At 40.3% G+C, this 26,670-nt stretch carries 17 protein-coding genes and 1 tRNA gene; 9 read left to right on the forward strand and 9 right to left on the reverse strand.

Annotation, left to right across the window (positions count from 1 at the left end; genetic code table 11):
- Window positions 1-41: 41 nt before the first annotated feature.
- The 4 genes from DFQ12_RS22035 to DFQ12_RS22050 are packed head-to-tail and all read right to left on the reverse strand — an operon-like array spanning window position 42 to window position 7,741.
- The gene (locus DFQ12_RS22035; protein ID WP_120261227.1) at window positions 42-1,025 is read right to left on the reverse strand and encodes a DUF4973 domain-containing protein; all 984 of its coding nucleotides are present in this window, start codon (window positions 1,023-1,025) and stop codon (window positions 42-44) included.
- A 15-nt stretch (window positions 1,026-1,040) separates the two neighbouring features.
- Window positions 1,041-3,098, reverse strand: coding sequence for a RagB/SusD family nutrient uptake outer membrane protein (locus tag DFQ12_RS22040; RefSeq protein ID WP_120261228.1), 2,058 nt, complete (start codon window positions 3,096-3,098; stop codon window positions 1,041-1,043).
- 12 nt (window positions 3,099-3,110) lie between these two features.
- The gene (locus DFQ12_RS22045; RefSeq protein ID WP_244211820.1) at window positions 3,111-6,272 is read right to left on the reverse strand and encodes a SusC/RagA family TonB-linked outer membrane protein; all 3,162 of its coding nucleotides are present in this window, start codon (window positions 6,270-6,272) and stop codon (window positions 3,111-3,113) included.
- Between the two features lie 11 nt (window positions 6,273-6,283).
- Window positions 6,284-7,741 (reverse strand): IPT/TIG domain-containing protein, encoded by a 1,458-nt coding sequence (locus DFQ12_RS22050; protein WP_120261230.1) that lies wholly within the window; start codon window positions 7,739-7,741, stop codon window positions 6,284-6,286.
- A gap of 988 nt (window positions 7,742-8,729) precedes the next feature.
- On the opposite strand from DFQ12_RS22050, the gene DFQ12_RS22055 reads away from it, so the two are divergent.
- On the forward strand, window positions 8,730-9,389 hold the full coding sequence (locus DFQ12_RS22055) for a DUF6266 family protein (RefSeq protein WP_147420462.1): 660 nt from the start codon (window positions 8,730-8,732) through the stop codon (window positions 9,387-9,389).
- Window positions 9,390-9,732: 343 nt separating this feature from the next.
- Here DFQ12_RS22055 and DFQ12_RS22060 read toward each other — a convergent pair.
- Window positions 9,733-9,804: transfer RNA gene (locus DFQ12_RS22060), tRNA-Glu, on the reverse strand.
- 91 nt (window positions 9,805-9,895) lie between these two features.
- Window positions 9,896-11,170 carry a phosphoribosylamine--glycine ligase gene (gene purD / locus DFQ12_RS22065; protein WP_120261232.1) on the reverse strand — a complete coding sequence of 425 codons (1,275 nt, stop codon included), beginning with the start codon at window positions 11,168-11,170 and terminating at the stop codon, window positions 9,896-9,898.
- A 194-nt stretch (window positions 11,171-11,364) separates the two neighbouring features.
- On the opposite strand from purD, the gene DFQ12_RS22070 reads away from it, so the two are divergent.
- From DFQ12_RS22070 to idi, 7 genes are all read left to right on the forward strand, one after another.
- Window positions 11,365-14,049: a carboxypeptidase-like regulatory domain-containing protein gene (locus DFQ12_RS22070; protein ID WP_120261233.1), complete on the forward strand. Its 2,685-nt coding sequence runs from the start codon at window positions 11,365-11,367 to the stop codon at window positions 14,047-14,049.
- A 39-nt stretch (window positions 14,050-14,088) separates the two neighbouring features.
- Entirely contained in the window at window positions 14,089-14,853 is a 765-nt protein-coding gene (locus DFQ12_RS22075) for an enoyl-CoA hydratase/isomerase family protein (RefSeq protein WP_120261234.1), read from the forward strand.
- 21 nt (window positions 14,854-14,874) lie between these two features.
- Window positions 14,875-15,558 carry a hypothetical protein gene (locus DFQ12_RS22080; protein ID WP_147420463.1) on the forward strand — a complete coding sequence of 228 codons (684 nt, stop codon included), beginning with the start codon at window positions 14,875-14,877 and terminating at the stop codon, window positions 15,556-15,558.
- A 34-nt stretch (window positions 15,559-15,592) separates the two neighbouring features.
- Window positions 15,593-17,329 (forward strand): phospho-sugar mutase, encoded by a 1,737-nt coding sequence (locus DFQ12_RS22085; RefSeq protein WP_120261236.1) that lies wholly within the window; start codon window positions 15,593-15,595, stop codon window positions 17,327-17,329.
- The gene (locus tag DFQ12_RS22090) at window positions 17,330-17,872 is read left to right on the forward strand and encodes an NUDIX hydrolase (protein ID WP_120261237.1); all 543 of its coding nucleotides are present in this window, start codon (window positions 17,330-17,332) and stop codon (window positions 17,870-17,872) included.
- A gap of 78 nt (window positions 17,873-17,950) precedes the next feature.
- Window positions 17,951-19,264: a nicotinamide mononucleotide adenylyltransferase gene (locus DFQ12_RS22095; protein WP_120261238.1), complete on the forward strand. Its 1,314-nt coding sequence runs from the start codon at window positions 17,951-17,953 to the stop codon at window positions 19,262-19,264.
- A 71-nt stretch (window positions 19,265-19,335) separates the two neighbouring features.
- A complete protein-coding gene (gene idi / locus DFQ12_RS22100) occupies window positions 19,336-19,869 on the forward strand; it encodes an isopentenyl-diphosphate Delta-isomerase (RefSeq protein WP_120261239.1) in 534 nt (177 codons plus the stop codon).
- A 172-nt stretch (window positions 19,870-20,041) separates the two neighbouring features.
- On the opposite strand, the gene DFQ12_RS22105 is transcribed toward idi, so the two are convergent.
- The 3 genes from DFQ12_RS22105 to gcvP all read right to left on the reverse strand — a co-directional run bounded on the left by DFQ12_RS22105 (window position 20,042) and on the right by gcvP (window position 25,007).
- Window positions 20,042-20,866, reverse strand: coding sequence for an N-acetylmuramoyl-L-alanine amidase (locus tag DFQ12_RS22105; RefSeq protein WP_120261240.1), 825 nt, complete (start codon window positions 20,864-20,866; stop codon window positions 20,042-20,044).
- A 209-nt stretch (window positions 20,867-21,075) separates the two neighbouring features.
- Window positions 21,076-21,735, reverse strand: a complete 660-nt coding sequence (locus DFQ12_RS22110) for a hypothetical protein (protein ID WP_120261241.1) — start codon at window positions 21,733-21,735, stop codon at window positions 21,076-21,078.
- Window positions 21,736-22,133: 398 nt separating this feature from the next.
- Window positions 22,134-25,007, reverse strand: coding sequence for an aminomethyl-transferring glycine dehydrogenase (gcvP, locus tag DFQ12_RS22115; protein WP_120261242.1), 2,874 nt, complete (start codon window positions 25,005-25,007; stop codon window positions 22,134-22,136).
- Window positions 25,008-25,563: 556 nt separating this feature from the next.
- Between gcvP and ctlX the strand changes: the two genes are divergently transcribed.
- Window positions 25,564-26,517: a citrulline utilization hydrolase CtlX gene (ctlX, locus tag DFQ12_RS22120; protein WP_120261243.1), complete on the forward strand. Its 954-nt coding sequence runs from the start codon at window positions 25,564-25,566 to the stop codon at window positions 26,515-26,517.
- The last annotated feature ends 153 nt before the right edge of the window (window positions 26,518-26,670 follow it).

A 26,670-nucleotide genomic window follows, 5' to 3' on the forward strand; every position in this document is an offset into this window, starting at 1 on the left:
TTATGATATAACCAATAGCTCGCCGAATGGTTTGATAAAGTTTACCATTCAATGGCTTGATCCTCATCTGGAATCTGTGTATTGAGCTGACGCTCCAAAATCAATGAACCAGAAACCTTGAATTTGATCGCCGTAGTAGAAACAAGCGTATAATCGGTAAATTCATAATCCACATTATTGATTGTGATATAACGATGCAATAAATAAGGACGGACGGCGTCCATCTGTTCTGAAACAGTATAACTTGCATCTTTTTTGACGACGAACTTCATATTTGGATTTACGGCACGAAAGCTTACCCCACCCTTGTCATTGAATGTTGCAAAAACTTGATAATTCTTCCGGTCCTTTCGTTCTTCATCTATATTACCCGCATAAAAGAAGATCGTATTCTCATCGACAACATAACTTTTGATTTGACTTTTTACGATCGGGGTTTCATTTTCATGTCCTTCCATAACAACCTTCAGGGCTGTCCCGCTATAGGTCCCGGAGTAATTGTTAAAAGGGTTGATGCGTAATAGTGCTTTTTTATAATGCTTCCGGGGATTGACCTTATATTTAGCCCCTGGATCATCCAAAATAGTCAAGGGAAGTACCCATTTTTCGGTCATATCAATACCCTTCAATGTAAAATCAATGGCCATTAATCCGGTATTTTCCCCAGACTTGATATCCACCGCTGATGGAATCGCGAAAAAGTTAGTACTGAGCTGTTTGTAATAAAAATCCGTCCTCGTTTGGAATCGCTCGTAGTTCAGCACGCCCAATGTATCAGCATCCACTCCAACCTTGACCGAAAGATTATTATCGTTGGTTGTCGATCCGCTGACTTCCAGCGGCTGCATAAAGGTCGTCTTTTGCCCATCCTTGTAACGAACATAGATATTCGCGACGCCCTCACTTTCCAAGGGAGCCTTAAAAGAAATGTAATGTTCGAATTGTTCCTCTTTCCATTCATCATTACAAGAGCTGCAGACAGCAAGTAAAGTGAGGAACAACAACTGTATATATGACTTGTTCATAAAATGCATATTTGGTTAATCATTATAAGTCCATCCAGGATTTTGAGTCAAATTCTTATTGCGCTTAAGTTCGGTATGGCTAATCGGCCAAAACCACATTTTGTCGGCAAAGGTTGTCTTTAAGGTCCAGATCGCGACGGGCTGATAGAAAAGGTCACGTTCCTCTACGTTCATCAAAACGTTACAGCCATACACCGGCAATGCTTCCTCAACAGGCGCATCCATCCAACGACGTAAATCATAGTAGCGCTGGCCTTCGCCCATAAGCTCAATAAAGCGCTCCCTTTTCAATGTTTTGCGCAGTTCATTCTTATTCCCATATATACTGGCCGAATAATCAGGCACACCTCCGCGGATGCGGACAGGATGGATACCCTTTTGCATTTCGGCAATGTCACGGCTGATCGAGTAACTTGCTCCACGCCAAGAAGGAATCGTATACGAACCGCTTAATTCATTTAGCGCCTCAGCATACATCAACAATACATCTGCATAACGGATGGCTGGCTCCGCCTTAGGAATAATACGAGAGCCAACTCCACCTTCATAAGTATCACTGGGATGAACAAACTTCTTAACCCCGAAACCCGTACGCAACCAATAGCCATTCGCTGAATTAAAGCCGTTTCCTTTCGGGTCAGCGCTATAATAGAAGATTTGTTTATTGCGGTTTTCCTCTTTTGTTTCATTAAGCAGTGTCCAAAAACTTCCACTATAAGCCACCGAAGCATAGAATCTCGGTTCTCGGTTTGCATATTGCAAGGACACACCGGGACGCAATGGTCTGTATTTTTTGTTGTCATAATTTTCCTGAGTCACAAAACCACTGACACGATTTGAACCATTTCCACGGCCGATTTCCTTATCCTTACCCGGTACATCCGTACCATCATTCATATAGTAGGCGTCCACTAGCTTCTGTGTCAGTCCATGTGTATTCCATCCCGTTGCTGAACGCGGCAGCTGGTGGATGACCATTTGGTCGATACCCTCATTCGGCTGGTTGTTACCCCGGGTAAATATTAACTCCGGATTACCCGAAGCAGTCAATGTCCCATTAAAGACCTCTGCATATGATTTGGCAGGATCAATGTCCGCCCAACCTGCTGGCCAGCTTTTATCCGAAAAATTATGATCCTGAGGAGGTTTGACTGTTGCATCATCACCCGTTTCCTGAAAAGGTGCGGTGTAAAGCCGATATACTCCCAGTTCGATGACATCGCGTGCAGCGGCTGCCGCCTTTGCCCATTTCTCTTCTTTATAATCGGCAGACAACAGGCGTTTCATCTGCTTGTCTACCAACCGGGCAGCGTAACCTGAATTATTCCCATTAGCCAATGGACTTGCAGCATACAGGAGCACCTTAGCCCTCGCTGCCAATGCTGCCCCCACAGAAGGGCGGCTAGAACCATCCTGTCCACGTCTCATCCCAAGGGCTTCCATTTCTTTCGCGGCGGTTAATAGTTCGTTGCTGATGAATTCAGCACACTCATCATAGGTGTTTCGCGCAATAGCTAGTTCTTCGTAACTATCTGTATAATCCAGGCCTTCATCGGGTAGTATCGGAATTGGTCCATATTTACGGAGCAATAACCAGTAGAGGTAAGCCCGCGCAAAACGCGCCTGCCCCCGATAATCTACGATTTCGGCCTCGGACATCTCAGTATTCATGTAGATATTATGGATAAAGGTCGAAGCATTCCGAATCCCGCGATACGATTGAGTCCATGTCCCCTGTTTATCCGTTTCGGTATACAAACCCATTTTAAACATATTATAGGACAGTTCATTTTTTGATGGATCGTAATCCTTGTCCCGATCACCATAATACATATCATCCGCGAAACAGTGCGGTGTCAGGCCTTTACTGGCGACATCAGCATTTTCACCTTTAAACTCTTCAAATACATGAGCCAGCCATTTCTCCGAATACAGCTTGCTTTTAAATGTTTTTTCCAAGGTGATCCGATCTTTAAAATATTGGTCGGATTTTAAGTAATCCTTTTTACAGGATGAGATCACATTCGTGCCCAAAACGAGCATCAACGCAATATATAATGTCTTTCTTTGCATCTTTTTCTAATTTTATAGGTTAATATTGATGCCAAATGTAAATGACTTAGGTAAGGGATAATCCTCACCCCTTGGTGTTGCCAGTTCCGGATCCCAAAGTTTGAATTTTGACCAGGTCAATAAATTTGAACCGACGAGGAATAGGCGAATACTATTGGCCTTGATCCGATTGGTCAGATGTTTTGGCAGTGTATATCCAATATCCAGGGTTTTCAAACGAAGATATTGTCCGTTTTTTAACCAAAATGTTGACTCTCTGAAATTATTAATATTGTCTCCAAAACTTAAACGTGGATAAGATGCATTTGGGTTTTCGGTCGACGGATCGCCTGATATGTCGGCAGAAATCCAACGATTATCGCCCATGACACCTTTCATTACCTGCCCCCATTCGCCCTCACGAAAGGCTTGCACCGTTTTTCCATAAATCGAAAAAGTAGACTTCCCTGATCCTTGGAAATGGACACTAAGGTCAAATCCCCGCCAACTCACAGAAGCACCTACACCATAAACCAAATTAGGTCTCCGCGTTGCTCCTATGGCCACCCGGTCACCATCATCCACTATGCCATCTCCATTGACATCTTTATATTTTATATCTCCGGGCTGATAATTGGGGGGATTATTATCAAACTGTTGTTTCGGGCTATTGCGAATATCATCGTAATCTTTAAACAAGCCTAAAGCGATCAATCCTATAGACTGATCCACACGATAGCCTTTTTGATTTTGATAACCATATACGTTATTTTCCTCATCAATTGCCGTAATTTCGTTCTTACTATAGGTGATATTGCTACGTGCTGTAAGGTTCAATTCACCGATCTTCTGTTTATATTCCAAGCGTCCGTCAAAACCACGCGATTTTACGCCACCCACATTCGCTCTTGGAATACTCTCCAAACCAACCATGCTTGGCAAAAATCTTCGTTCCATATAGATGCCAGTACGTTTTTCATCAAAAAAATCAAAGTTGGCGACAATTTTATCGCGAAATAAAGCGATATCCAAACCCAGGTTATTTTTGGTAGCCATTTCCCATGTTACGTAGGGCGAAGCCACCTGACTATAGCGAATACCGCCATAGGGACGATCTAGGCCATAGTCAGCCCATTGATAACCCCCTGCGGGAATCCGCTGACCATTACTATCCAGAATCAGGTTACCCCTATCATCTCTACGCCAGATTTCCTCAATCGTATACAAATACGGAAAACGTTCGTTGTTATCACCTATTTTAAGTTGGTCATTTCCCACCTTACCCCAGGAGTAACGTACTTTAAGCAAATTCAGCCAAGGAACATTATTCTTGACAAAAGGCTCCTCGGAGATATTCCATGCTGCCGCTACAGCAGGGAAAAAGCCATACTGTTGTCCCATGGCAAAGTTTTCCGAACCCGTATAACCGAAATTAAAATCAGCAACATAACGCGACTTCCAATTATAGGTTAATCTTCCCGCTAATGCCTGGTTACGTCGTGAGACACCATTTTTGATGTCATTGCCCAAATCAACTGTTTTGGTAAAAGCATCTCTTGTAAAACGTGCTACTGCTCCCAAATTATGGTCTCCAATTTTGCGATCATAATTAAACATGACATCATAAAACTCCCGTCTATTTCCCTCAGAATACCCTCCCTGTTCCATTTCTCTGGGATTAGCCTTATGCGTAAAAATCAGATTTCCATTCTCATCACGCGCACGTTCGGCATGCCATAATTCAGGCAATTTAATACGCGTGATATTGTTATTATTATAGGTATCAAAGCCGACAATCCCTCTAAGTCTTAAACCTTTGGTAATAAAATCAAAGTTCTGTTCGATTGTGACATCGGTCTGCACTTTGTTTTGCCAATTTTCATTGAATCCGGACTGTGTTGACATGACCCATGGATTGATCTTATTGCCATCTCCTATTGTTGGTACACGGCCGTTGGAATACAGTACTGGTGTACTGATCGGAGAATATCCAAAAAAAGAACCCCACAGATCCTGATCACCCAGGCCTGGGCTATTCCGTTTGTCCAGTGATCCCGCGACGCCAACTTTCAATACGGTGCTTTTGGTCACGTTGATATCTGCATTCAAACGGTAATTCCAACGTTTATAATTAGCATTTGTGTTGTAATCGTTGCGCAGTGTTTCATCCGTTTTATACATACCACCCTCATCTATATAGCTTCCCGACACGAAATAACGCGTTGTAGCCCCACCTCCAGTCATGTTGAGGTTTGCCCGGTAGGTCATGGCACCATCTTTCAACAACAGATCTTTCCAGTTGACATTGGGATAAAGATCTGGGTCCAATCCCAAACGCAAGATTTCCAGCTCTTCAGGACGATAAATAGGTTCAAAATTTCGTGTGATTCGGGCCTCATTTAGTAAGTTAGCATAAGTTACACCATCCTCAAATTCAGGCGTAATTGTACGTGTATTATAAATGGTTTCGTCCTTAAAATTGATGTTGATTTTCCCCTCTTTCCCGCGTTTAGTTGTGATCAGGATAACGCCATTTGCACCTCTAGAACCATAAATTGCGGTCATCGCTGCATCTTTGAGCACTGTAAATGTTTCAATATCTTCGATATTTATATCATTGATATCGCGCTCGACATTGTCTACTAAAACTAAAGCGGCACTACCGCCACCGAAGGTAGAAATACCACGTATCCAAAACTCGGAGATATTTCTACCGGGCTGACCAGACTGCATCATCGCCATTACTCCTGGTACATTTCCAGCAAGTGCATTCGTTATACTTGAAGTCGGGTTGGCTTTCATCGTTTCTACATCGACTCCACTTGCAGCCCCCGTCAAAGTCAGCTTCTTTTGAGTTCCCGTACCTGTTACCACCACCTCATCCAATACACTGGTCTCCGATTCTTTCAAGCTCACATCAATGATAGGTGAATCTTTCACAAGTACTTCCTGTTTTTGGTAGCCAACAGAAGAGAACACAAGTGTTTTGTAACGCTCAACCTTTATCTTATAGTTACCTTTGCTATCCGTGGTCGTCCCTAGACCGGGGGCATCTTTCACAGCGATGCTGACACCGACCAATGGGGATTTCTGAGTATCAACAATGACACCTGATACTTCAACAATTTCTTGTGCGAACACACTCCAGCTGAAACTGAGAAGCGCCATACATGTTAGTAATATTTTATTTATCATCTTATCACAGGTTAATCTTGGTCATTTTCATCCATTTCTTCCAGTGCGATCTTACGAATTCGCCTATTCTCTCGGTCTCCGATATAAAAAGCTTGTTCTTTTTCATTATAAGCAATACCTGATGGTCGATCAAAACGAGCATCTGCCCTTAGATCTCCATTAACATAACCGTAAGGATTAGTATTCAGGCTTGAACTACCTCTGCCGGCAAAAGTTGTTACAGCACCTTCAGGCGTAAGCATACGAATGGCATGATTCATAAGGTCTGTAAAATAAAAATCATAGACGTCAGGCTTACCTGCTTCCACATAGGCTTGATTTTTGACAAACACCCCTTGGTAGGGCTGATTGACACGGGCTGAGGATCCGACCCCATCTTTATAGCCAGATTCACGGACTTTACCGCAAACTAAATAGGGTTGGTTAAACCGCTTTTTATCCCAATTGTAGTCCGCACGCATAATATAGCCTTGGTTAATCACCAAAATATACGCGTAGTTTCCAGTCGGATGAATCAAGGCCCGATATTCCCACTCCGGATCCTGAATCACATATAACTGCTCAGCTTTTACCGTTTTATCCGTGAAATACTGATTGAGATCAAACCGGAAGAACTCTCCCTTCGCATAACTGTTAAAATACATCTCTCCATTAACTGGGTGAATGGAGGCCCCATTACATTGTCTACTTTTGGTCAGTACTTCTTTATCGAGAAAGCTCTTTGCACGGGAAAACAATAGGGTAGACTCATCATTCTCTCCGCCCCGATCTTGCGCCACAATCATATATTTCCCATCTACCGAAAAATCTACACTACGTGGGCGGTTAAAATCGGAGCGTTTTTTGGTAATCGTGCTATCTTCAAAATTAACCAGATAAAGGCCATTATTGTCATCAAATGTCACCCACAGATGTTTGGGATTCGTAGGGTCAAACCTCATAAAAGAGGAGAGCCAAAAACCACTGGCCATTTTATTTTGGTCAGTATCTTTAAACTTACCATCTTTCCAAGGTTCGTCACCGCGGGCATTCCTGTAGCCGGCGAGTGTGGATACCACAAGCTTACGTTTATAATCAAACTTTGCTTCAGCCCGGCCGATGACAGGTTTCTCGGCTCCGCCAACACGCACTTCGATATTGCCCTCGAAAGCCTGTTTGGGGACAAGGCAATACAATGACTCACCTAAAGCATTAATAACGATTGCTTGTTGTCCACCTATAAGCACAGTAACATTCTTCGGATCATTTCCGAAATTTTGCCCATAAATAATTAAGCGTTGTCCCATACCCCCCGACTTTGGGTTGAAATCAGACACGACGACTGGTTTTGTAGGATCAAAAGGCTTAGATTCTCCAATAATTGCTGTTGTATCGTTCTTGCAGGCCCAAAGACCAAAGGTGAGAATCATAAAGACCCAGAGTCTACCAAATTGGCACAAGGTTCTACTCGCTACTTGTTTTCTTCTCATAAGTTATTAATTGGTTAGAATTTATTTCAAATACTTCTTTTCAGTATCCCCGTGGACCACTTCCGGATATTTTATCTTTAGGCTTCTCTCCTTGGAGGTATCTCAGGGATTTAATTAATTTTCTTGGTATCGTAATTTTAGGACGAACGAATCGATGCCCGCCCTTTTGAAGGGCAAACTCCTTTTAAAAATTTACACATAATTGATTATTTAAAATTAAAGCTAAATGGTATTAGCTTTTGACAGCTAAAAAAGACTTTATTGCAATAGCTTCAAAGTCTTCCCAATTTATTTAAATTACTTTTCTATTATTTTCTATTTCCCTTTTTCAAATTCCGAACATGGCACGGCTTGATGTTTTATTAGAAACTTCCCTGTTCCCCGTTTAATAGTTACTTCAAACCATTCTACTGATCATTCGCATTGTACTGTCTGTTTCGTTCAAAAAAATTGTTGGATATTTCTTAAATTTCGGTTTCCGATATTTCTCTAAGATGTTCTGCTTTATAATTGATTATTCAAAAGTAGGGAACGTAAAATTTTTGAGACTATCGAATTATCTCAATAATCTGCGCATTTGTATCAAACCAAAACACCCATAATCCAATAGTCTATAAACTAGACTATTAAGAATTTATTCTTTCTGTACAGGCCATCAGCTAGTTGATATAGAGTCCTTGAAAAGTAGATTTATTTTATTTCGGCCCAGTTGAAATCTTGGATCCTTTTCTTTATGAATGTTAGTTTCTTTTGTCGATACTTTTAGGGACAACACATGGGGATCAACTAGTGATCAAATTTGGTCTTTTCACAGTATTTGTTCAGTACTCGTTCAGTGCTTGCTCAGTGATCGCTCAGTATAGATTGAATAACCAGTGACTGATCACTGTCTAAACATTGATTGAAAATTGTTATTAGGTATAATCTGGTATTAGGATGTTCCAGCTTTAATGCTTATCTTGACTATCAGCTTTATAATCAGTTAGTTATGGCAATAATCAAAAATGGCGTAAATGGAACTGTTTCTGGGAAGGCAGGTTCCGTTGTATTTGTGTTAACGAAAACAGGAAATTATGTGCGTTCTCTCCCACGTGTTAAAGAACGGGAGCCCACTCCTGAACAGCTGCTCAGTAGAACACGCTTCAAAATTGTGAGGTCGCATATTAGCCTATTAAATGCCGTCATCAATCTTGGTTATAAGGCGTACAGCTATCCTAAGCGGGCATACGATGTCGCCATGTCTTATAATCTGAACGAAGCACTTATCAAGAAAGAAGACGGTTTTGTAGTTGACTGGCAGAAATTTATGATTGCCAAAGGAAGCCCCAATCCCATCACTTCTTACACGATGGATTTCGATCAAGAAAACCAAGTGCTCAAGATTACCTGGGAATATGATGCCTATCTGGAAAAGAAGTTTGACACAGGGTCTTACGATTCCTTTTTAATCCTATATAGTGCAGAAGATAATGGGGCTGAATTTCCACTTTTGATGAACGACTCGAAAAATAGCTTGATATCTGGCAAACAGGATGTTAATATTCCAGAACATACAAAGGAAGCGACTTATGAAGTGTATATATTTTTTGTAAAGAGCTATGGTGGAGGTAATACAGACAGTCTGCATTTAGGCAAGATAAAGGTTTGAGCGGTACCATGTGTCATTATTCCAGATTGAATGTAAACCGTAGTGCGAAAATCTTAAAAAAGGCCAGATGCTTAAAATAAATAATTTAAAGAAATTTTAGGGGAATCACCTAGCCTTTCTGATAGGAGATGTAGAATTCGGAGAAGGAATATACTGACCAAAGGACGCAATGGTTCAGGAAAAAGCACTCTGCTCAAATGCTTAGCTGGAATTTTATCTTTTGATAGGAAATTGCATATGAAGGTTATTCTTCACTTTTCCTTGGGAATCAATATAGGCTTTATAGATACTGAAAAAAGCAAAAAACCTACAATTTTGATTTGCAGGTTTTTTGCTTTTTTTGTAGCCCGTAGGGGAATCGAACCCCTGTTTCAAGAATGAAAATCTTGCGTCCTAACCCCTAGACGAACGGGCCATTTGTAATGCAACTCCAAAAGCTTTCTTGTTTTTGGAGTTGCAAATATAGACCTTAAAATCAGTATTACAAAAATAATTTTAAATATTTTTTAGATGAGGTCAAAACCGATGTCACGTCTGAAGTATTTTCCTTCAAAATAAATTCTTCCGGCATCAGCAGTAGCCTGTTGAAGAGCATCAAAAAGTGAGTCTTGTAATGTCGTAACAGCGATCACACGTCCACCGGCAGTGACAACCTTACCGTCCTGCTCCTTGGTTCCTGCTTGGAATACAATAGATTCCTTGACGTTTTCCATATTCGCGATTTCTTTTCCAGATTCATAGGCTCCGGGGTAACCTCCAGCCACTAACATCACCGTAACAGCTGTTTTTGGAGAAACCGTATAAGAACGTTGGTCCAAATTTCCTTGCGCAACGCCTTCCAACAGATCCAACAGATCAGATTCAATCCGTGGCAATACAGATTCTGTTTCAGGATCACCCATACGAACATTATATTCAATGACATATGGCTCTCCTTCAACATTCATCAAACCGATGAAAATAAAGCCTTTATAGGGAATACCATCTTTCTTCAGTCCTTCGACAGTTGGTTTGATGATACGTTCTTCCACTTTATTCAAAAATGTTTCATCAGCAAAAGGTACTGGAGAAATAGATCCCATTCCACCTGTATTTAACCCTGTATCCCCCTCACCTATCCGTTTATAGTCCTTCGCAGAAGGTAATACCTTATAGGAGTTTCCATCTGTCAATACGAATACCGATAGCTCAATTCCTTTTAAAAATTCCTCAACGACAACGACGCGGCTGGCCTCTCCAAATTTGGAATCCGCAATCATAGCTTTCAATTCAGCTTTGGCATCTTCAAGTGTTTCACAGATCAAAACACCTTTTCCCGCAGCCAGACCATCAGCTTTAAGAACGATCGGCAACTTTTGACTCTCTAGATACACCAATCCTTCGTCCAATGACGCGACATCAAAAGAACGTGATGCAGCGGTAGGTACGCCGTGTCGATCCATAAACTGTTTCGAAAAATCTTTTGAGCCTTCTAATTGGGCTCCTTCCTTTTGCGGGCCGATTACTGGAATATCTTTCAAATCTGCACGGTTCAAAAAATAATCATGAATACCTTTTACCAATGGCTCTTCAGGTCCTACGACTACCATCTGGATAGCATTTTCCAACACAAAGGATGCTATAGCTTCAAAATCAGTAACTTTAATATTGACATTTTGGCCATATGCTCCTGTACCAGCATTTCCTGGAGCAATAAATAATTGACCTAAACGTGGACTTTTCGACAACTTATAGGCGAAGGCAGATTCACGACCTCCGGAACCGATTATTAGGATATTCATAGCACAAAGATATTTTTTTTATGCTAATTTTCAGGCATAAGATGGTTCAAAAACGGATTTTAAATTTATTTTCCGGCTTAAAAGAACTCCAAAGCATCAATACAAATAATTTAACTTCTCCAATTCGATAATATTTTGATTTATAAGTTGATTAAAGGAAAAATATTTTCTAATTTTCAAGAAACATTAGTCATATGTACGCTCGAATATTGTTGTTAGTCAATTGCCTATTACTTCCTTTCTGGGCGCTCGCTCAAATTGATCAAACGTTACAGAAATTGGAGTCTTACCATGAAAATCATGTAACCGAAAAAATTTATCTACACCTAGACAAAAATGACTATTCAGCCGGTGAAAATATTTGGTTCAAAATGTATTGCACCACCGCACCTTTCAATTACTTGAGCAATATCAGCAAAATCGCCAATATCGAATTAATCTCCCCAACAAATAACGTCATCAAGAGCATCAAAATTCCACTAACATTAGGGCTCGGCATTGGTGATTTCAGCTTATCTGACACCCTCGTAGAGGGTTCGTATAGAATTAGAGCGTACACCCGTTGGATGCAAAATGATTCCATATCCAATTTCTATGAGCGCATTATCCCTATTACCAACGGAAGAGCAGATAATGTCATAACCCAAAGCACATTCCTTAAAAATGGAAATGAAAATTTCTTCCAGATCAATCTAAAAACAATTCAAGGAGCACCTCTAATAAACAGTAGTGTAAGCTATGCCCTCAAACAAGATGGCCAAAAGGAAAAGACTGGACGGCTAAAATCCAATGAAAATGGAACAATAGCACTTGAACTCAAAGATAACTTTAAAGGCGGGCTATTAACATTGCAATTCCTGTCCTCAGATAAAAGACGTGTTTTAAAGAGTTTTACTATCCCAAATCCAAATCAGCAAAACAGTATCCAGATTTTTCCTGAAAGCGGTGAATTAGTAAACAATATCTTGAGTAAAACTGGAGTCAAAGTGCTTAGCCCCGCAGGCTTGGGTATAAAATCAAAAATCAAAATCGGGGAGGAAAACCAAGCGCCGATCATCGAATTTGAGACCAATACCCTTGGTATGGGAAGTATGCCGCTAATTCTAAGCACTGGAAAAAAATATATTGCCACAGCAATCTTCCCAGATGGAAATTCGGTAAGCACCCCACTGCCTCCTGTAGCAGCCTCAGGCTATGTACTGACCGTAAATTCGGGTTTAAAAGACAAGATTGCAGCCCAATTATCCTCCACTAACGATTTGGTAACCGGCAAAGAGGTTTATCTAATCGCACAATATAACGGCATCGTACTGCATGCTGTAAAGCAAAAGTTAAATGGACCGGAGATTCTATTCAACATTCCCAAAAAGGATCTTCCTTCGGGTGTGATTCAACTGTCTGTACTTAATGAGCAGATGGCTCCCATCATCGAGAGGCTCGTCTTTAATTACAATGCTCCTAAAACAATATTTCCAATAGCGATCCAATTAAATAAATCCTCCTTTGCGACGAGAGACCAGGTCATCGCAAACCTCTCCGTTAAAGAAGGCAGTAGCGATACCTCAAAAATAGCGGCACTCTCGGCAGCTGTAGTCAATCTAAGTAAAGTCGACTCTACCACTGACCAATATTATTCTTCCATAATCTCGGAGCTTCTACTCAAATCCGATCTCCGTGGTTTTGTAGAGCGGCCCAATTATTATTTTGAAGATCTAAATAACATTCGGTTTAGTGAGCTTGACAACCTCATGTTGATCCAAGGCTGGCGTATATTGGATTGGAAGAATTCTCTCCTTCCAACCAATAATCTGTATCCACCAGAAAAAGGTCTCACGATCTCGGGAACCGTAAAGAAAACTGGGCGCAAAGCGGTCGTTCCCAATGCTAAAGTGACCCTAGTACCAACCAGCAATATGATGCTGAGTATAGATACATTGACAAATAATGATGGTCGATTTGTTTTTGAGGACCTCTTATTCGCCGACAGTATTAAATTTATAGTAACCGGAAATGGTCCGAAGGAAAAGAATAGGGTCGATATACTTGTCGACGAGACCACAGCTCCTGCAGTTAATGAAAGCAAAGACCAGCCATTGATCGCGAATGATGTAAACAGCAAACTGATCGATCAGCTCAAAGGTAGCCAGCAATTTTTGACGGAACTGGAAGCTGCTGGTATTATTCAAAAAAGTATTAAATTGGAGGAAGTACAGGTGAACAGGGTAAGGACCAATAAAGCAGACAAAAATTCAAGAAATCTCAATGGCCCCGGCCATGCAGATCAGGTCATATCTGCCGAAGATCTATCGACCTGCACAACCCTGGAGCAATGTCTCGCAGGGAGACTGGTAGGCGTGATCTTCAGAAATGGAGTCCCTTACAGTACCCGATCGATGGGAATGAACGGGGGTAGTCCAATGCAAGTTGTTTTAGATGGCATGTACATTGAAGCTGATCAGATCAGCATGATTAATGTTCAGGATATCGCGAGTATCGAGGTGCTGAGAAGCATAGGTAATACCGCCATTTATGGTATGTATGGCGGAAATGGGGTATTGGTCATTACGAGTAAATCTGGCGATGCTCTATCAGCATCCTATACACCGACCGGAATTGTCACTATTGTGCCCAAAGGACTGCATGTAAACCGTAGTTTTTTCAAACCACAATATAATACCACACAAAAGCAGGAACTTAGGCGTGACCTAAGAACAACCATCGCCTGGGAGCCTAATTTGGTCACAGAGAAAAATGGAAAAACCAAATTTGATTTTTTCACTTCTGATGAACCCGGAACTTATAAAATTACCGTCGAAGGAATTGACATGGAGGGTAAAATTGCCCATCTTGAATATTTAATAGAAGTAAAACCACAATAGCAACCCGAACAAACCGTTATAAATTTATATAAATTCGTTATGGAGCATATCAAAACCAAAATAGAAGACCATATTTTAAGTATTTTTTTAGATCGGGGAAAGTCTAACGCCATCGATACACAGCTATTGAAAGAGCTTATAGAGACATTGGAATCTAGCCAAGAAAACGATGCCGTGCGTGGGGCGATCCTTATTGGTAAGGAGAACTTTTTTAGTGCTGGTCTTGACCTAATAACCTTGTTCGGATATGACGAGGATCAAATCCGGGAATTCTGGAATCTTTTTTTAGAGGCAACCTCGCTACTGGCCTCTTTCCCTAAACCGATAGCTGCCGCCATATCTGGCCATAGCCCTGCTGGAGGTTGTGTATTTGCCTTATGTTGCGATTATAGAATCATGGCTGAGGGTAATTTTGTTATAGGACTTAATGAAATACCTGTTGGGCTTATCGTTCCTGAAAGTATCTTTCAACTTTATGCTTTTTGGATCGGGAAACGACATGCTTATCAGAATCTCCTCGAGGGAAAACTGCTTTCTCCTCAGGAAGCAAAATCACAGGGCTTAGTGGATGAAGTCGTTCCAGCGGATATACTTTTTAATACCGCCGCAAAGAAGATAAGACAGATCACGCAGTTTAATCAAAATACCTGGCAGACTTCTAAACTAAACTTCAGAAAAGAAATAATTCTTAAATTGCGCGAAAATAGAGAAGAAACCATTCAGGCTATTCTCGAGCAATGGTGGCTGCCGTCAACACGGTCTATATTAAAGTCGATCATCGAAAACTTGACTTCAAAAAAATAATATATAATAAACGAAAATCACATGAGAAATCTCTTTTTCTTTGTTCTTATCTGTCTCTCCATAGGTGTGATCTCCTGTAGAAACAATAAAAAAGAAGACAAGGCAGTAAAAATTGCCCAGGATTCTATCCCTTTGGATACTATAAGCAAACTGGACACGATCGAAAAAGAAGTGAAGAAAGAGGATGCTGAAACACTTGAAGAAGTATTGGAAAAAATTGCCAAAGCATATACCGATCAAGACAGTAAAACAATCAACAACTATATCCATCCAAAATTAGGGATCTATATTATCTATCGTCCGGGGGCATTGGATTCGTATGTACATCAAAGTAATTTTAACTTTTCCAAACCAGTACCAGAATATCATTCGTATGAAAAACTGAGTTACAAAGGTCCTCTAAAAGCAGAAAAACTACCTGCTTTTGACTGTGGAACAATGAAATGGGACAAACTAGGTTTTTTCTATGATAAGAAGTCCCGTCCGAATGAACTGTCACAAACAGCCAAATTCATGAATGAGATTTTAGATGCAAAAATCAATAGAACCGAATTACAGCGATTAAGAAATATAGAAACCAGAAGCTACCGAGCGATCATGACTTCCAACGAAAGCGAAGAACCTTTTGTTTTTCATGTAACAAAAGAGGGGGAAAAGTGGTATATTACAGTTATAGACCGCGCCTATGCAGGTTGTGATGCATAAAATAATTTTTTACATTTAGCCATATTTAACGATCATGGGAAATTTAGATAAAGACATACTAGAGAAAATCGACGATTGGTTAAGCTCCAGTTATGACGAGGAAACAAGAGCCTCCGTCCAGAAATTAATAGATGATCAAGCGGAGACAGAGCTTATTGATTCGTTTTACAAGGATCTTGAGTTTGGAACAGGCGGTTTAAGAGGGATTATGGGCGTGGGATCCAACCGCATGAATAAGTATACGATTGGGAAAGCGACACAAGGATTATCGAACTATCTCATAAAACAGTTTCCAAATCAGGAAATAAAAGTAGCTGTCTCCTACGATAGCCGTAACAATTCGCAGTCCTTTGGTCAGCTTGTTGCCCAGGTGTTTGCAGCAAACGGCATTAAGGTTTATCTTTTCAACGAACTACGTCCTACACCGATGCTATCTTTTGCCATCCGCCATTTTGGATGTAAAAGTGGGGTTATGTTGACAGCTTCACATAATCCTAAAGAATACAATGGCTATAAAGCTTATTGGAACGATGGATCCCAATTGACGGCTCCCCATGATAAAAATGTGATCGATGAGGTCAATGCTATTGCCAGCGTCAAAGACATCCGATTTGAAGGAAATACACAAAATATTATTCCTGTTGGAGAAGAAATTGATCCAATCTATATTGAAGCCAACAAAGCATTAAGTATACACCCTGAGGCTGTACAGGCACAGAAGGACCTAAAAATAGTTTATTCTCCGATACATGGTACCGGAATCACGATCGTTCCAAAAATGCTTGCTTCATGGGGCTTTGAAAACGTTACTGTGGTCACCGAACAAGCGACGCCAGATGGGAACTTCCCTACAGTGATCTACCCTAACCCTGAGGAGGAGGACGCCATGGCCCTAGCGAAGAAAAAAGGGGAAGAAATTGACGCGGACCTTGTTTTAGCAACCGATCCAGATGCGGACCGTGTTGGGATCGCGGTTAAAAACAGTCAGGGGCAATTTCAATTACTCAATGGTAATCAAATTGGCAGCTTGTTAATCTATTATGTGCTGAGTGCAAAAAGTGATCTAAAGCAATTGGGCAACAATCCCTATATTGTGAAAACGATTGTAACCAGTAACCTTCAAGCGGACATTGCAAACCATTACCATGTTGCTCATTATGAAACACTCACCGGATTTAAATATATCGGCGAATTGATGACAAAACTAGGCGACTCAGCACAATATCTTGCCGGTGGAGAGGAAAGCTATGGCTATTTAGTCGGCGATTTAGTCCGGGATAAGGATGCGCCTAATTCATGTGCATTCTTGGCGGAAATGACTGCATATTTTAAGTCAAAAGGCAAGACTGTTTATGAAGTGTTATTAGATATCTATCAAGAGTTTGGCTGCTATCAGGAAAAATTGATCTCCTTAACAAAAAAAGGAAAAGCTGGAGCTGAGGAAATTCAAGCGATGATGGCGGGCCTACGCCAAAATCTACCTACCACACTCGGCGGAATCGAAGTCAAAGAAATTCGGGATTATGAGCTCTCCCAAACAACGGACATGAAAACAGGCCGTAAAAGCGAAATTACTCTTCCAAAGTCGGATGTCTTACAGTTTATCACTGTAGATGGTGACGTGATTTCAGCGAGACCTTCCGGTACAGAGCCCAAAATCAAATTCTATTGCTCCGTTAAGGGGACGCTTCATGATAAAAGTGATTACCTAAGTCTTCAAAATACATTGGAAGAAAAAGTAGACCGTATGATGAAAGATATTGTTGGATAAATGGAAAAATGGAAACGATTATCATCCGAATATATTTGTAAGGAACCTTGGGCAACATTACGCAGGGATACATGCGAACTACCCGATGGGCGAATTAATGACCACTATTATGTCCTGGAATATCCGGATTGGGTCAATATGGTCGGCATCACTGCACAAGATGAGTTGTTAGTAATCCGGCAATACCGTCATGGTGCAGGTATCATTTCATTGGAAATTCCAGCTGGTACAACTGAGCCGGGAGAAAATCCGCTAGACGCCGCAGTCCGGGAAATGCTCGAAGAAACGGGATATGAGTTTGATAAAATTGAAGAGATTGCGAGCCTCTATGCCAATCCCGCGACAAGTGGCAACATTACATATACCTATCTCATGACAGGTGGACAGAAAGTTCAGGAACAAGATTTGGACGAACACGAGGAGATTGAGGTTTTTCTTATCCCACTTGAGGAAGCGAAAACAATGTTGCTGGAAAACAAATTTAGTCAGGCATTACACAGCAGCGCATTATTCTATGCTTTTAATAAATTAGGCTTGTTTTAAAACAAGCCTAATTTTATTCTGTTTTTCTCTTTCATACTTTAATTTTCACTAGACTTTTGATTTTTGTACCTTTGTGCTATGGCAAGAGAAATTTTTGAAACCAAGCGCAAGGCCCTGAAAATAAATCTAAATCCTGAGATTTATGGAACCTTCGCTGAGATCGGTGCTGGACAGGAAGTCGCACGAAACTTTTTCAATGCAGGGGCCGCATCCGGCACAATTGCAAAAACAATGTCGGCTTATGACATGGCATTTAGTGACGCGATTTACGGTGAGGAAGAAGACGGCAGATATGTCAGCAGAACCCGCTTAAAAAAGATGCTTTCCCATGAATTTAACCTGCTGACGCAACGACTACATGGTGATAAGTATTGCAACAAAAAATTCTTTGCCTTTGCGGACACTGTTACCACGCTTAACTTCACCAAAACCAATGAGCCTCATGGCTGGATTGGTCTACGTTTTCAGCACGAGGTTGGTGGCCCGACAAATGATATTATTGTCCACGTCAGACTTTTAGACAGTGACAATCAGCTGCAACAAAAAGTACTGGGCATTATCGGTGTAAACCTGCTGTTTGCGGCTTACTACTATACAGAAAATGTGCAGACCTTAATTGAATCCTTGGTCGATAATTTATCTGTCGGATCTGTCGAAATTGATTTAGTTAAGTTAAACGGTCCTTTGTTTGAAAATGTCAGCCAACGACTGATCAACTTATATCTCATTGCCAAAGGATTTGCAAAGGCTGCTATTTTCCAACCTGATGGTAAAGCGGTACAGATCAAGGATTATTTGTACAAAAAGAATATCATCTTACTTCGCACAAAATACCGCCAGAAATCACTTCCTAACTTTGACTTATTTAACCTTGCTGTCGAGCAGTTTAAGAAAAATACAGGGGCAACAGACAACGATACCATTGTATTGATTGAGGTGTTAATGGGTAATGTATTGGAAGATACACATGAGATCACAGATGAAGATCTACAGGAATTTGCGTCAAGAGCAGATGAATTATGTGCTACAGGCAATAACATTATCGTCAGCAACTTCCGTAGAAACAACCATTTAGCCGAGTTTATAAGCAACTTCAAGCCAAAAAATATCGGGATTGCAACGAACGTTTATAACTTAAAGAACATCTTCAATTCGGACAATTACAATAAAGAACTCTACACCAACGAATTATTATCCTACATATCAGGTATGTTCAATAAGAATGTAAAGCTTTATGCTTATCCATATCTATTGAAAAAGGAAAATAAAATCATCACAACGCAAAATATGCCCGTTTCGGAAGAAGCCAAACCGCTATTTGAATTCTTAATTAAAAACGGTTATATCATTGATATTGAAAATTACGACGAGAAATTTGTAAAAACCGTATAACACAAATCTTCGCGATAATTTATTATATAGTCCAATTTGGTTAAATTGGACTATATTTATGTTTGAGCCTTATGAAGCAAGAAAATGTAATACTAGTCGATTCCAATGACAGTGTCATTGGGAGTATGGAAAAATACGAAGCTCACGAGAAGGGTTTGCTACATCGAGCTTTCAGTGTCTTTTTGTTCAATGACAGGGGTCAGTTGCTCATGCAGCAAAGGGCTTTGGACAAATATCATTGCGGCGGTTTATGGACTAATAGCTGCTGTTCTCACCAACGGCTTGGCGAAAGCAACTTAGATGCTGCCGAACGTCGTCTGATGGAAGAACTCCGGATCAAGGCATCAGACCTATATGATTCATTTTCGTTTGTATACAAAGCCGAGTTTGACAATGGCCTTACCGAACATGAATTTGATCACGTGCTTATTGGAAAATTCAACGGTGAGTCTAATTTTAATGTTGCAGAAGTAGCAGCCATACAATATATGGATCAGCAGCAGATCGAAGATGAGATCGCGCACTTTCCGGAGAAATTTACCCCTTGGTTCAAACTCATCTATCAACGTGTATTTGAAACCTATTGGGACAAATACAAGAAATAGGATTATCAAAAAAGCCCTATGGAGATAGAAGGACTTCGACGCCATCCTTATCATGGCCAAACGCCATCAACAGCACGCTAATAGAAGCTCTAGGGTCTGCTAGCCCTTCAAATAAAAAGGAGCAATTCTATCACAAATTGCTCCTCTCATTTTTATACAGATCAAGAAACCACTATAAGTATTTTTTATAGATGGAATACATAATCTTTAGATCGTTTTCATTCAAAAATGCAGTATTCACATCTTGTTGAATATAGTGAATTTTAAAAGCCTTTATGGCTGCATCCAGATTACGGACATCGTAGCCAATAATACGCAAAGCCATTTTTGGATTAAAATCGATTGGTGGCGTTTCTAAAAATTCCTCATACCAATAGCCAAATCCCTGATCTGCCAATTTTTTCCAAGGGAATCGTGATGGGTCATTTTTACGCGAAGGTGCCAGATCCATATGTCCAATAAAATTTGCCTGTGGAATCTTATAGGTATTTTTCAAATAGTTCAGCAGCTGAATCAACGCATTTATCTGTGCATCCGTCCAGGGGTCTGTCGTCCCATTATTATCCAACTCGATACCTATCGATGAGGAGTTCAGATCAGTATCATTCCCCCATTTACCCAAACCTGCATGATGGGCCCGGTATAGATCATTTACCATCTGTACCACCTTACCATCCCGCCCCACAACATAATGTGAACTTACACCTGCTTTCGCAGAGTGAAAGGTACGGATTGTTTGTCCTAACGAATCCTGAGCTGTATGATGAATGACGACAAAATTAGGTTTTCGGATACCAAAATTGATGGAGGCGATCCATTGCTGATCTTTGACATTTACTTTCTCCAACTGCCCAGATACAGGAGACTGGCGATACAAATTAGAAAACTCTTTTGCTTGGTTTTTATATACCTTTTCGGTCTTAGCATATTTATTGCCAGCACAAGATGTGATCAATGCTGCAATAATAAAAAGATTGAATCGTGATGTTATCCTCATATCGAAATGTTTCAACACAAATATACTTCCAAAATAGGATATCGGTGTGATTGTACCCTAAAATGATACAATAATCTTTCTTTTCAGAGGCGCCTCCAATGAAATGACCAGTTGTTCTTGAGCGATTTACCGCACACGAGTAGCTGATCATCAAAAAAGTCCAGACGGAATAGCTGGACTTTTTGAGATCGATGTAACGTATCGATATTTTATTTTAAAGCGCTTACATTCAATTTACCCATGAATGCTTTCAGCTCATCTAAACTATACCCATTGCCTCTTAGTGTGATCAAATAACGATCTTTTTCTAGGTAACTGATTTCGGAACTCTTTGGTGTCGAACCTTCTACACCTTTATTATCCATTGTCTTTGCACGCTTTCCTTCAAAATCACCCGTTTTCTCTACTTCTGTATCAGTAATATTTTCTGAATCGACCATAAAACCCATTTGAGCAAGGCTAACGATAGCCGAAGCGGTCTCACCGGCACCATCAATAATGCTTATTTTAATATCCTTTTGATCATCAACAGTATAGGTTGCGTCGCCAGAAACAACACTGACGCCATACATCGAGCCGGCAGAATAAGATGTTCTTTTCAAACCGTCTAAACTTTCTGGGAGAAATGCTTTTAATTCGTCCGAACTCAATGGTTTTTCAGATTTTAGTTTGGTCTGGAGTTCTTCCATTTTCTTTGCACCGTCAGTCAGGTTATCTAGATTAGATACCCCCTTAACCACATCCGAGATTCCCGTACTTGTTTCATTATCATCTCCTGCACCATCCTTGGATTCGTTGCGATTACCGCAACTTGTGATCAAAATAGCTGCGCCCAATAATAGGGACATTATGCTCAATTGTCTTTTCATGATTATCAGTTTTTTAGATAAAACGTTAGAAAGATAAAAAAATGATTTAATTGGCGCAACTATTTAAAATATAGCCGTAAAATAGTCCTATTCGTTTTTCCTGAACTTATCTAAGAATGTTTGGGGATCATCATACTTATATACTCTTTGGTATCTATCCTATTGGTTTATAAAGGCTTAATTGAAAACCCTTAAATATTGCTTCGACTCCTGCAAATAAACTCGTCTGGATTAAACCTTTTACAGTATAATGCTTTATTTGCCTAGCCCCAATTCGTCTCACGCTAAAAGTCAATATATTTTGTATAACAAAAATATAATGACCGTTTCTAAATTCTCAGTAAAAATAAAAGCCCCTCCGATGTGGAGAGGCTTTAAGCATATTATTTTTAAGACTATTACGCCTCGGCATATTCTTCGATAGAAGGACATGAGCAGATCAATGTACGGTCTCCCTGAGAGTCGTTTACACGACCTACAGAAGGCCAGAACTTACGCTCTCTTACGTACTCCAACGGATAAGCCGCAGTTTGACGACTGTAAGGTCTATCCCACTCATCTGCAGTAACGACTGCTGCTGTATGTGGAGCATGCTTCAACACGTTATTTGCTTGTTCAACATCTCCGGATTCAACCGCAGCAATCTCCTGACGAATGGCAACTAATGCATCACAGAAACGATCCAATTCAGCTTTAGATTCAGACTCTGTTGGTTCAACCATCAAGGTTCCCGCAACAGGGAAAGAAACTGTTGGTGCATGGAAACCGTAGTCCATCAAACGTTTTGCGATATCAGCAACTTCGATACCTACATTTTTGAATCCACGACAATCTAAGATCATCTCATGCGCACAACGACCATTGCTACCAGAATAAAGTACTGGGTAGGCATTCTCCAAACGTGCTTTAATATAGTTTGCATTCAATATTGCTGTACGTGTAGCGTTAGTCAACCCTTCACCACCCATCATCGAAATATAAGCGTGGGAGATAATCAAGATTGATGCCGAGCCAAATGGTGCAGCCGAAACAGCAGTAATTCCTTCTTCTCCTGAAGTAGAAACAACTTGATGGTTTGGCAAGAAAGGCACCAAGTGTTTAGCAACACCGATCGGCCCCATACCTGGACCACCACCACCATGTGGAATACAGAACGTTTTATGCAAGTTTAAGTGACAAACGTCAGCACCAATATGGCCTGGACTAGTCAAACCTACCTGTGCATTCATGTTTGCTCCATCCATATATACCTGACCACCGTTGGCGTGAATGATTTCACAAACTTCAATGATAGATTCCTCAAATACACCATGTGTAGATGGGTAAGTTACCATTAAAGAGTTCAGGTGAGCAGCATGCTCTTCTGCTTTTGCTCTTAAATCTGGGATGTCAATATTTCCAAGTTCATCACATTTCACTACCACCACTTTCAGACCAGCCATTGAAGCCGATGCAGGGTTTGTACCATGTGCAGAAGCTGGAATCAAACAGATGTTACGGCCATGATCGCCGCGGCTCTCATGATAAGCACGGATAACCATTAGACCTGCATATTCACCTTGCGCTCCTGAATTAGGCTGGAAGCTCATTTTAGCAAAACCTGTGATCTCTGATAACCAATCGTTCAGCTCACCGATCATCTGCATGTAACCAGAAGTTTGATCTGTTGGTGCAAATGGATGTAATCCACCAAATCTCGCCCAGGTAACTGGAGTCATTTCAGCTGTCGCATTCAGCTTCATTGTACATGAACCCAATGGGATCATAGAATGACACAACGATAAATCTTTCGCCTCCAACGATTTAATATAGCGTAACATTTCATGTTCAGAATGGTAGCTATTAAAGTTTGGATGAGTTAAGTAAGCTGAGGTACGAACCAATTCCGCAGGAATCGAAGAGCTTAAGTTTTCTTCTAGCGTATCGAAATCTACATCGTTCAATGTTTTGCCTTGAATTTTTGCAAACACTTTTACGATCGTTTTGATATCCTCATATGTTGTTGTTTCATCGATAGCGATAGAAACTTGTGAACCGTTGTAGTAGAAGTTCAATTCATTGTTCAACGCTTCAGATTTCAAAGCGCCAGCATGTCCACCTAAATCTACACGTAATGTATCAAAGTAAGCGTTATTCAATTGAGTATAACCCAAAGACTGTAAAGCTTGATCCAATAAATTTGCTAAAGCATTGATACGGGATGCAATATTTTTGATTCCTTCTGGACCATGGTAAACAGCGTAGAAAGAGGCCATAATAGCCAATAAAGCTTGAGCAGTACAGATATTCGAAGATGCTTTATCACGACGGATATGTTGCTCACGAGTTTGTAAAGCCATACGTAAAGCGTACTTTCCATTTGAATCAGAAGTTACACCAATGATACGTCCGGGAATATTACGTTTGAAGCTATCACGTGTAGCGAAGAATGCTGCATGAGGACCTCCGAATCCCATTGGTACACCAAAACGTTGTGAGTTACCAACAACAACATCTGCCCCCCATTCTCCCGGAGGAGTCAACAAGGCTAAACTCATTAGATCCGCAGCCGCACATACTGTAATATTTTTACCGTGTGCAGCGTCAGCAAATGATTTGTAATCAATGATTGATCCGTCCGCTGCTGGGTATTGTACAAATGCAGCAAAAACATCATCTGTCAATTCTGATTCTTGAATAGCTGTAATTTTCAGCTCGATACCGAAAGAAAGCGCACGCGTCTTTAATACGTCGATCGTCTGTGGATAAGCATTTTCAGAAACCAAGAATACATTTGCATCTTTGTTTTTACGTGCTGAATAAAGCATAAACATGGCTTCAGCAGCAGCTGTAGCTTCATCCAACAATGAAGCGTTTGCAATTTCCAATCCAGTAAAATCAGAAATAACGGTCTGGAAGTTTAACAGAGCCTGTAAACGACCTTGTGCAATTTCTGCTTGGTAAGGCGTATATTGTGTATACCATCCTGGGTTTTCAAACACATTACGTTGAATTACACCTGGAAGGATCACGTCATAGTAACCTTGACCAATAAAAGATTTAAAAACTTTATTTTTCTCTGCGATTTCCGCTATCCGCTTTAAATAAGCAACCTCAGACAATGCTTTTGGAAGATTTAAAGGTTTTGGAGCGCGGATTTGAGAAGGGACCGTTTGGTCAATTAGCTGGTCAATTGACGATACGCCCAATTTGGCCAACATTTCATTCGCTTCAACTGGACTTGGGCCATTGTGGCGACTTTCGAATTTTTCTTGGAAGTGTATATTGCTCATGTGTGCAAAAAGTTAACGCTTATAGACAGTTAGCGACATAATAATTAGGTAATTAACTCTCTTATAAACAGTCGTTTTTTGGATGAGCAAAGATAGCAAAATAAATGACTGAAAACGAAGCAAAAAAGTGTATAAAAAGTCAGTTTTAAGTACAAGCTAATGTGCAATCGATTGTCCTCACTACATTAAAATTAAAATAAAAACAACCAACAACTATCAGCTTTAAAAATATACTAACCAATACTGAAATAAATTGACACAATGACAAAAAACAAAAGATTATGCTACTATTTTTCAACCATCATTTTTTCTTTTTAAAGATATTCTTTTTGCAATGGCGCTGATTTTTCGATACATTAGTATAAGTACCAATTGTAAAGTGATTGCTGACACAACGAAATTATTCAAAACGAATGTCAGGCATATTCTGGGATACGCTGATTCGCTTAAAATATCGCGAACAGGTATTTTCTCTTTCCTACAATAGGACTCATACAAGTAAGAATATCATTTCTTTTTTAACAAATATAAACCAGCGAAGTAACGATTATAAATCATGAGAAAACAGGTAACAGACAGCGTACTTCTAGTAAGACCCTCTGTCTTCCGCAAAAATGAACAGACCGCAGTCAATAATTTTTTCCAAAAGGATATTGAAAATCTAAGCGGCGAAGACGTAAATAGAGAAGCACAAGGTGAATTTGATGCCCTTGTCAACGAATTGAAATCACATGGTATTTTAGTGACCGTCATTCAAGACGATGAAAAATCCGAAAGCCCAGACAGTATATTTCCGAACAATATTGTCTCTTTCCATCAGGATGGTAAAATTATCTTTTATCCGATGTTTGCCCCCAACCGTCGAAAAGAACATTTATTAGACTTTGAGGGGCCATTGAAGCAAAATGGTTATTATGTAAAGTTGATTAAAGACCTCAGCGAGTCCGAAAATAATCGACAATATTTAGAAGGAACAGGTGCTCTTGTACTAGATCGTACACATCGTATTGCTTATTGTGCCCTGTCTGAACGAGCAGATCGAGCCATGTTGGACGAGTACTGTAAAACGGAAAATTACACCCCTGTTGTCTTTCATGCATTTCAGACAGTCCATGGTGAACGTAGACCTATCTATCATACCAACGTGGTATTGGCTGTGGGAGAAGATTTTGCAATTTTATGCCCCACTGCGATTGATAATGCATCTGAGCGTGATGCACTACTAAAGAAATTAAAAGAAACAGGTAAGGAAATCATCGAGATCAACGAAAATCAACTGGAAAATTTTGCGGCAAATTGCCTTCAGGTGAGAAATAAATATGGAAATCGCTTTATTGTCCTAAGTGATAAAGCTTTGTCCTCATTGACACTGTACCAAACGGCACAATTGGAAAAACATGGCAAAATCATTCATCAAGATTTACATGTCATTGAAACCTGTGGTGGAGGCAGTGTCCGTCATATGATGGCTGAGGTATTCCTGCCAAAAGAAAAGGTGATGAATGCTTAAACATTCATCACTTCTATAGATAATCAAATGGGAAAGGACCAAATTCTTACTGAATTTTGGTCCTTTCCCATTTGATTTAATGAATTTTTAACGTTTTATTTTGAGCCATTTATCAAAATCGACGTTTGAAACAGCTCCTTATCCTTTTTCTAA

The sequence above is a fragment of the Sphingobacterium detergens genome (assembly GCF_003610355.1).
Lineage (GTDB): Bacteria > Bacteroidota > Bacteroidia > Sphingobacteriales > Sphingobacteriaceae > Sphingobacterium > Sphingobacterium detergens.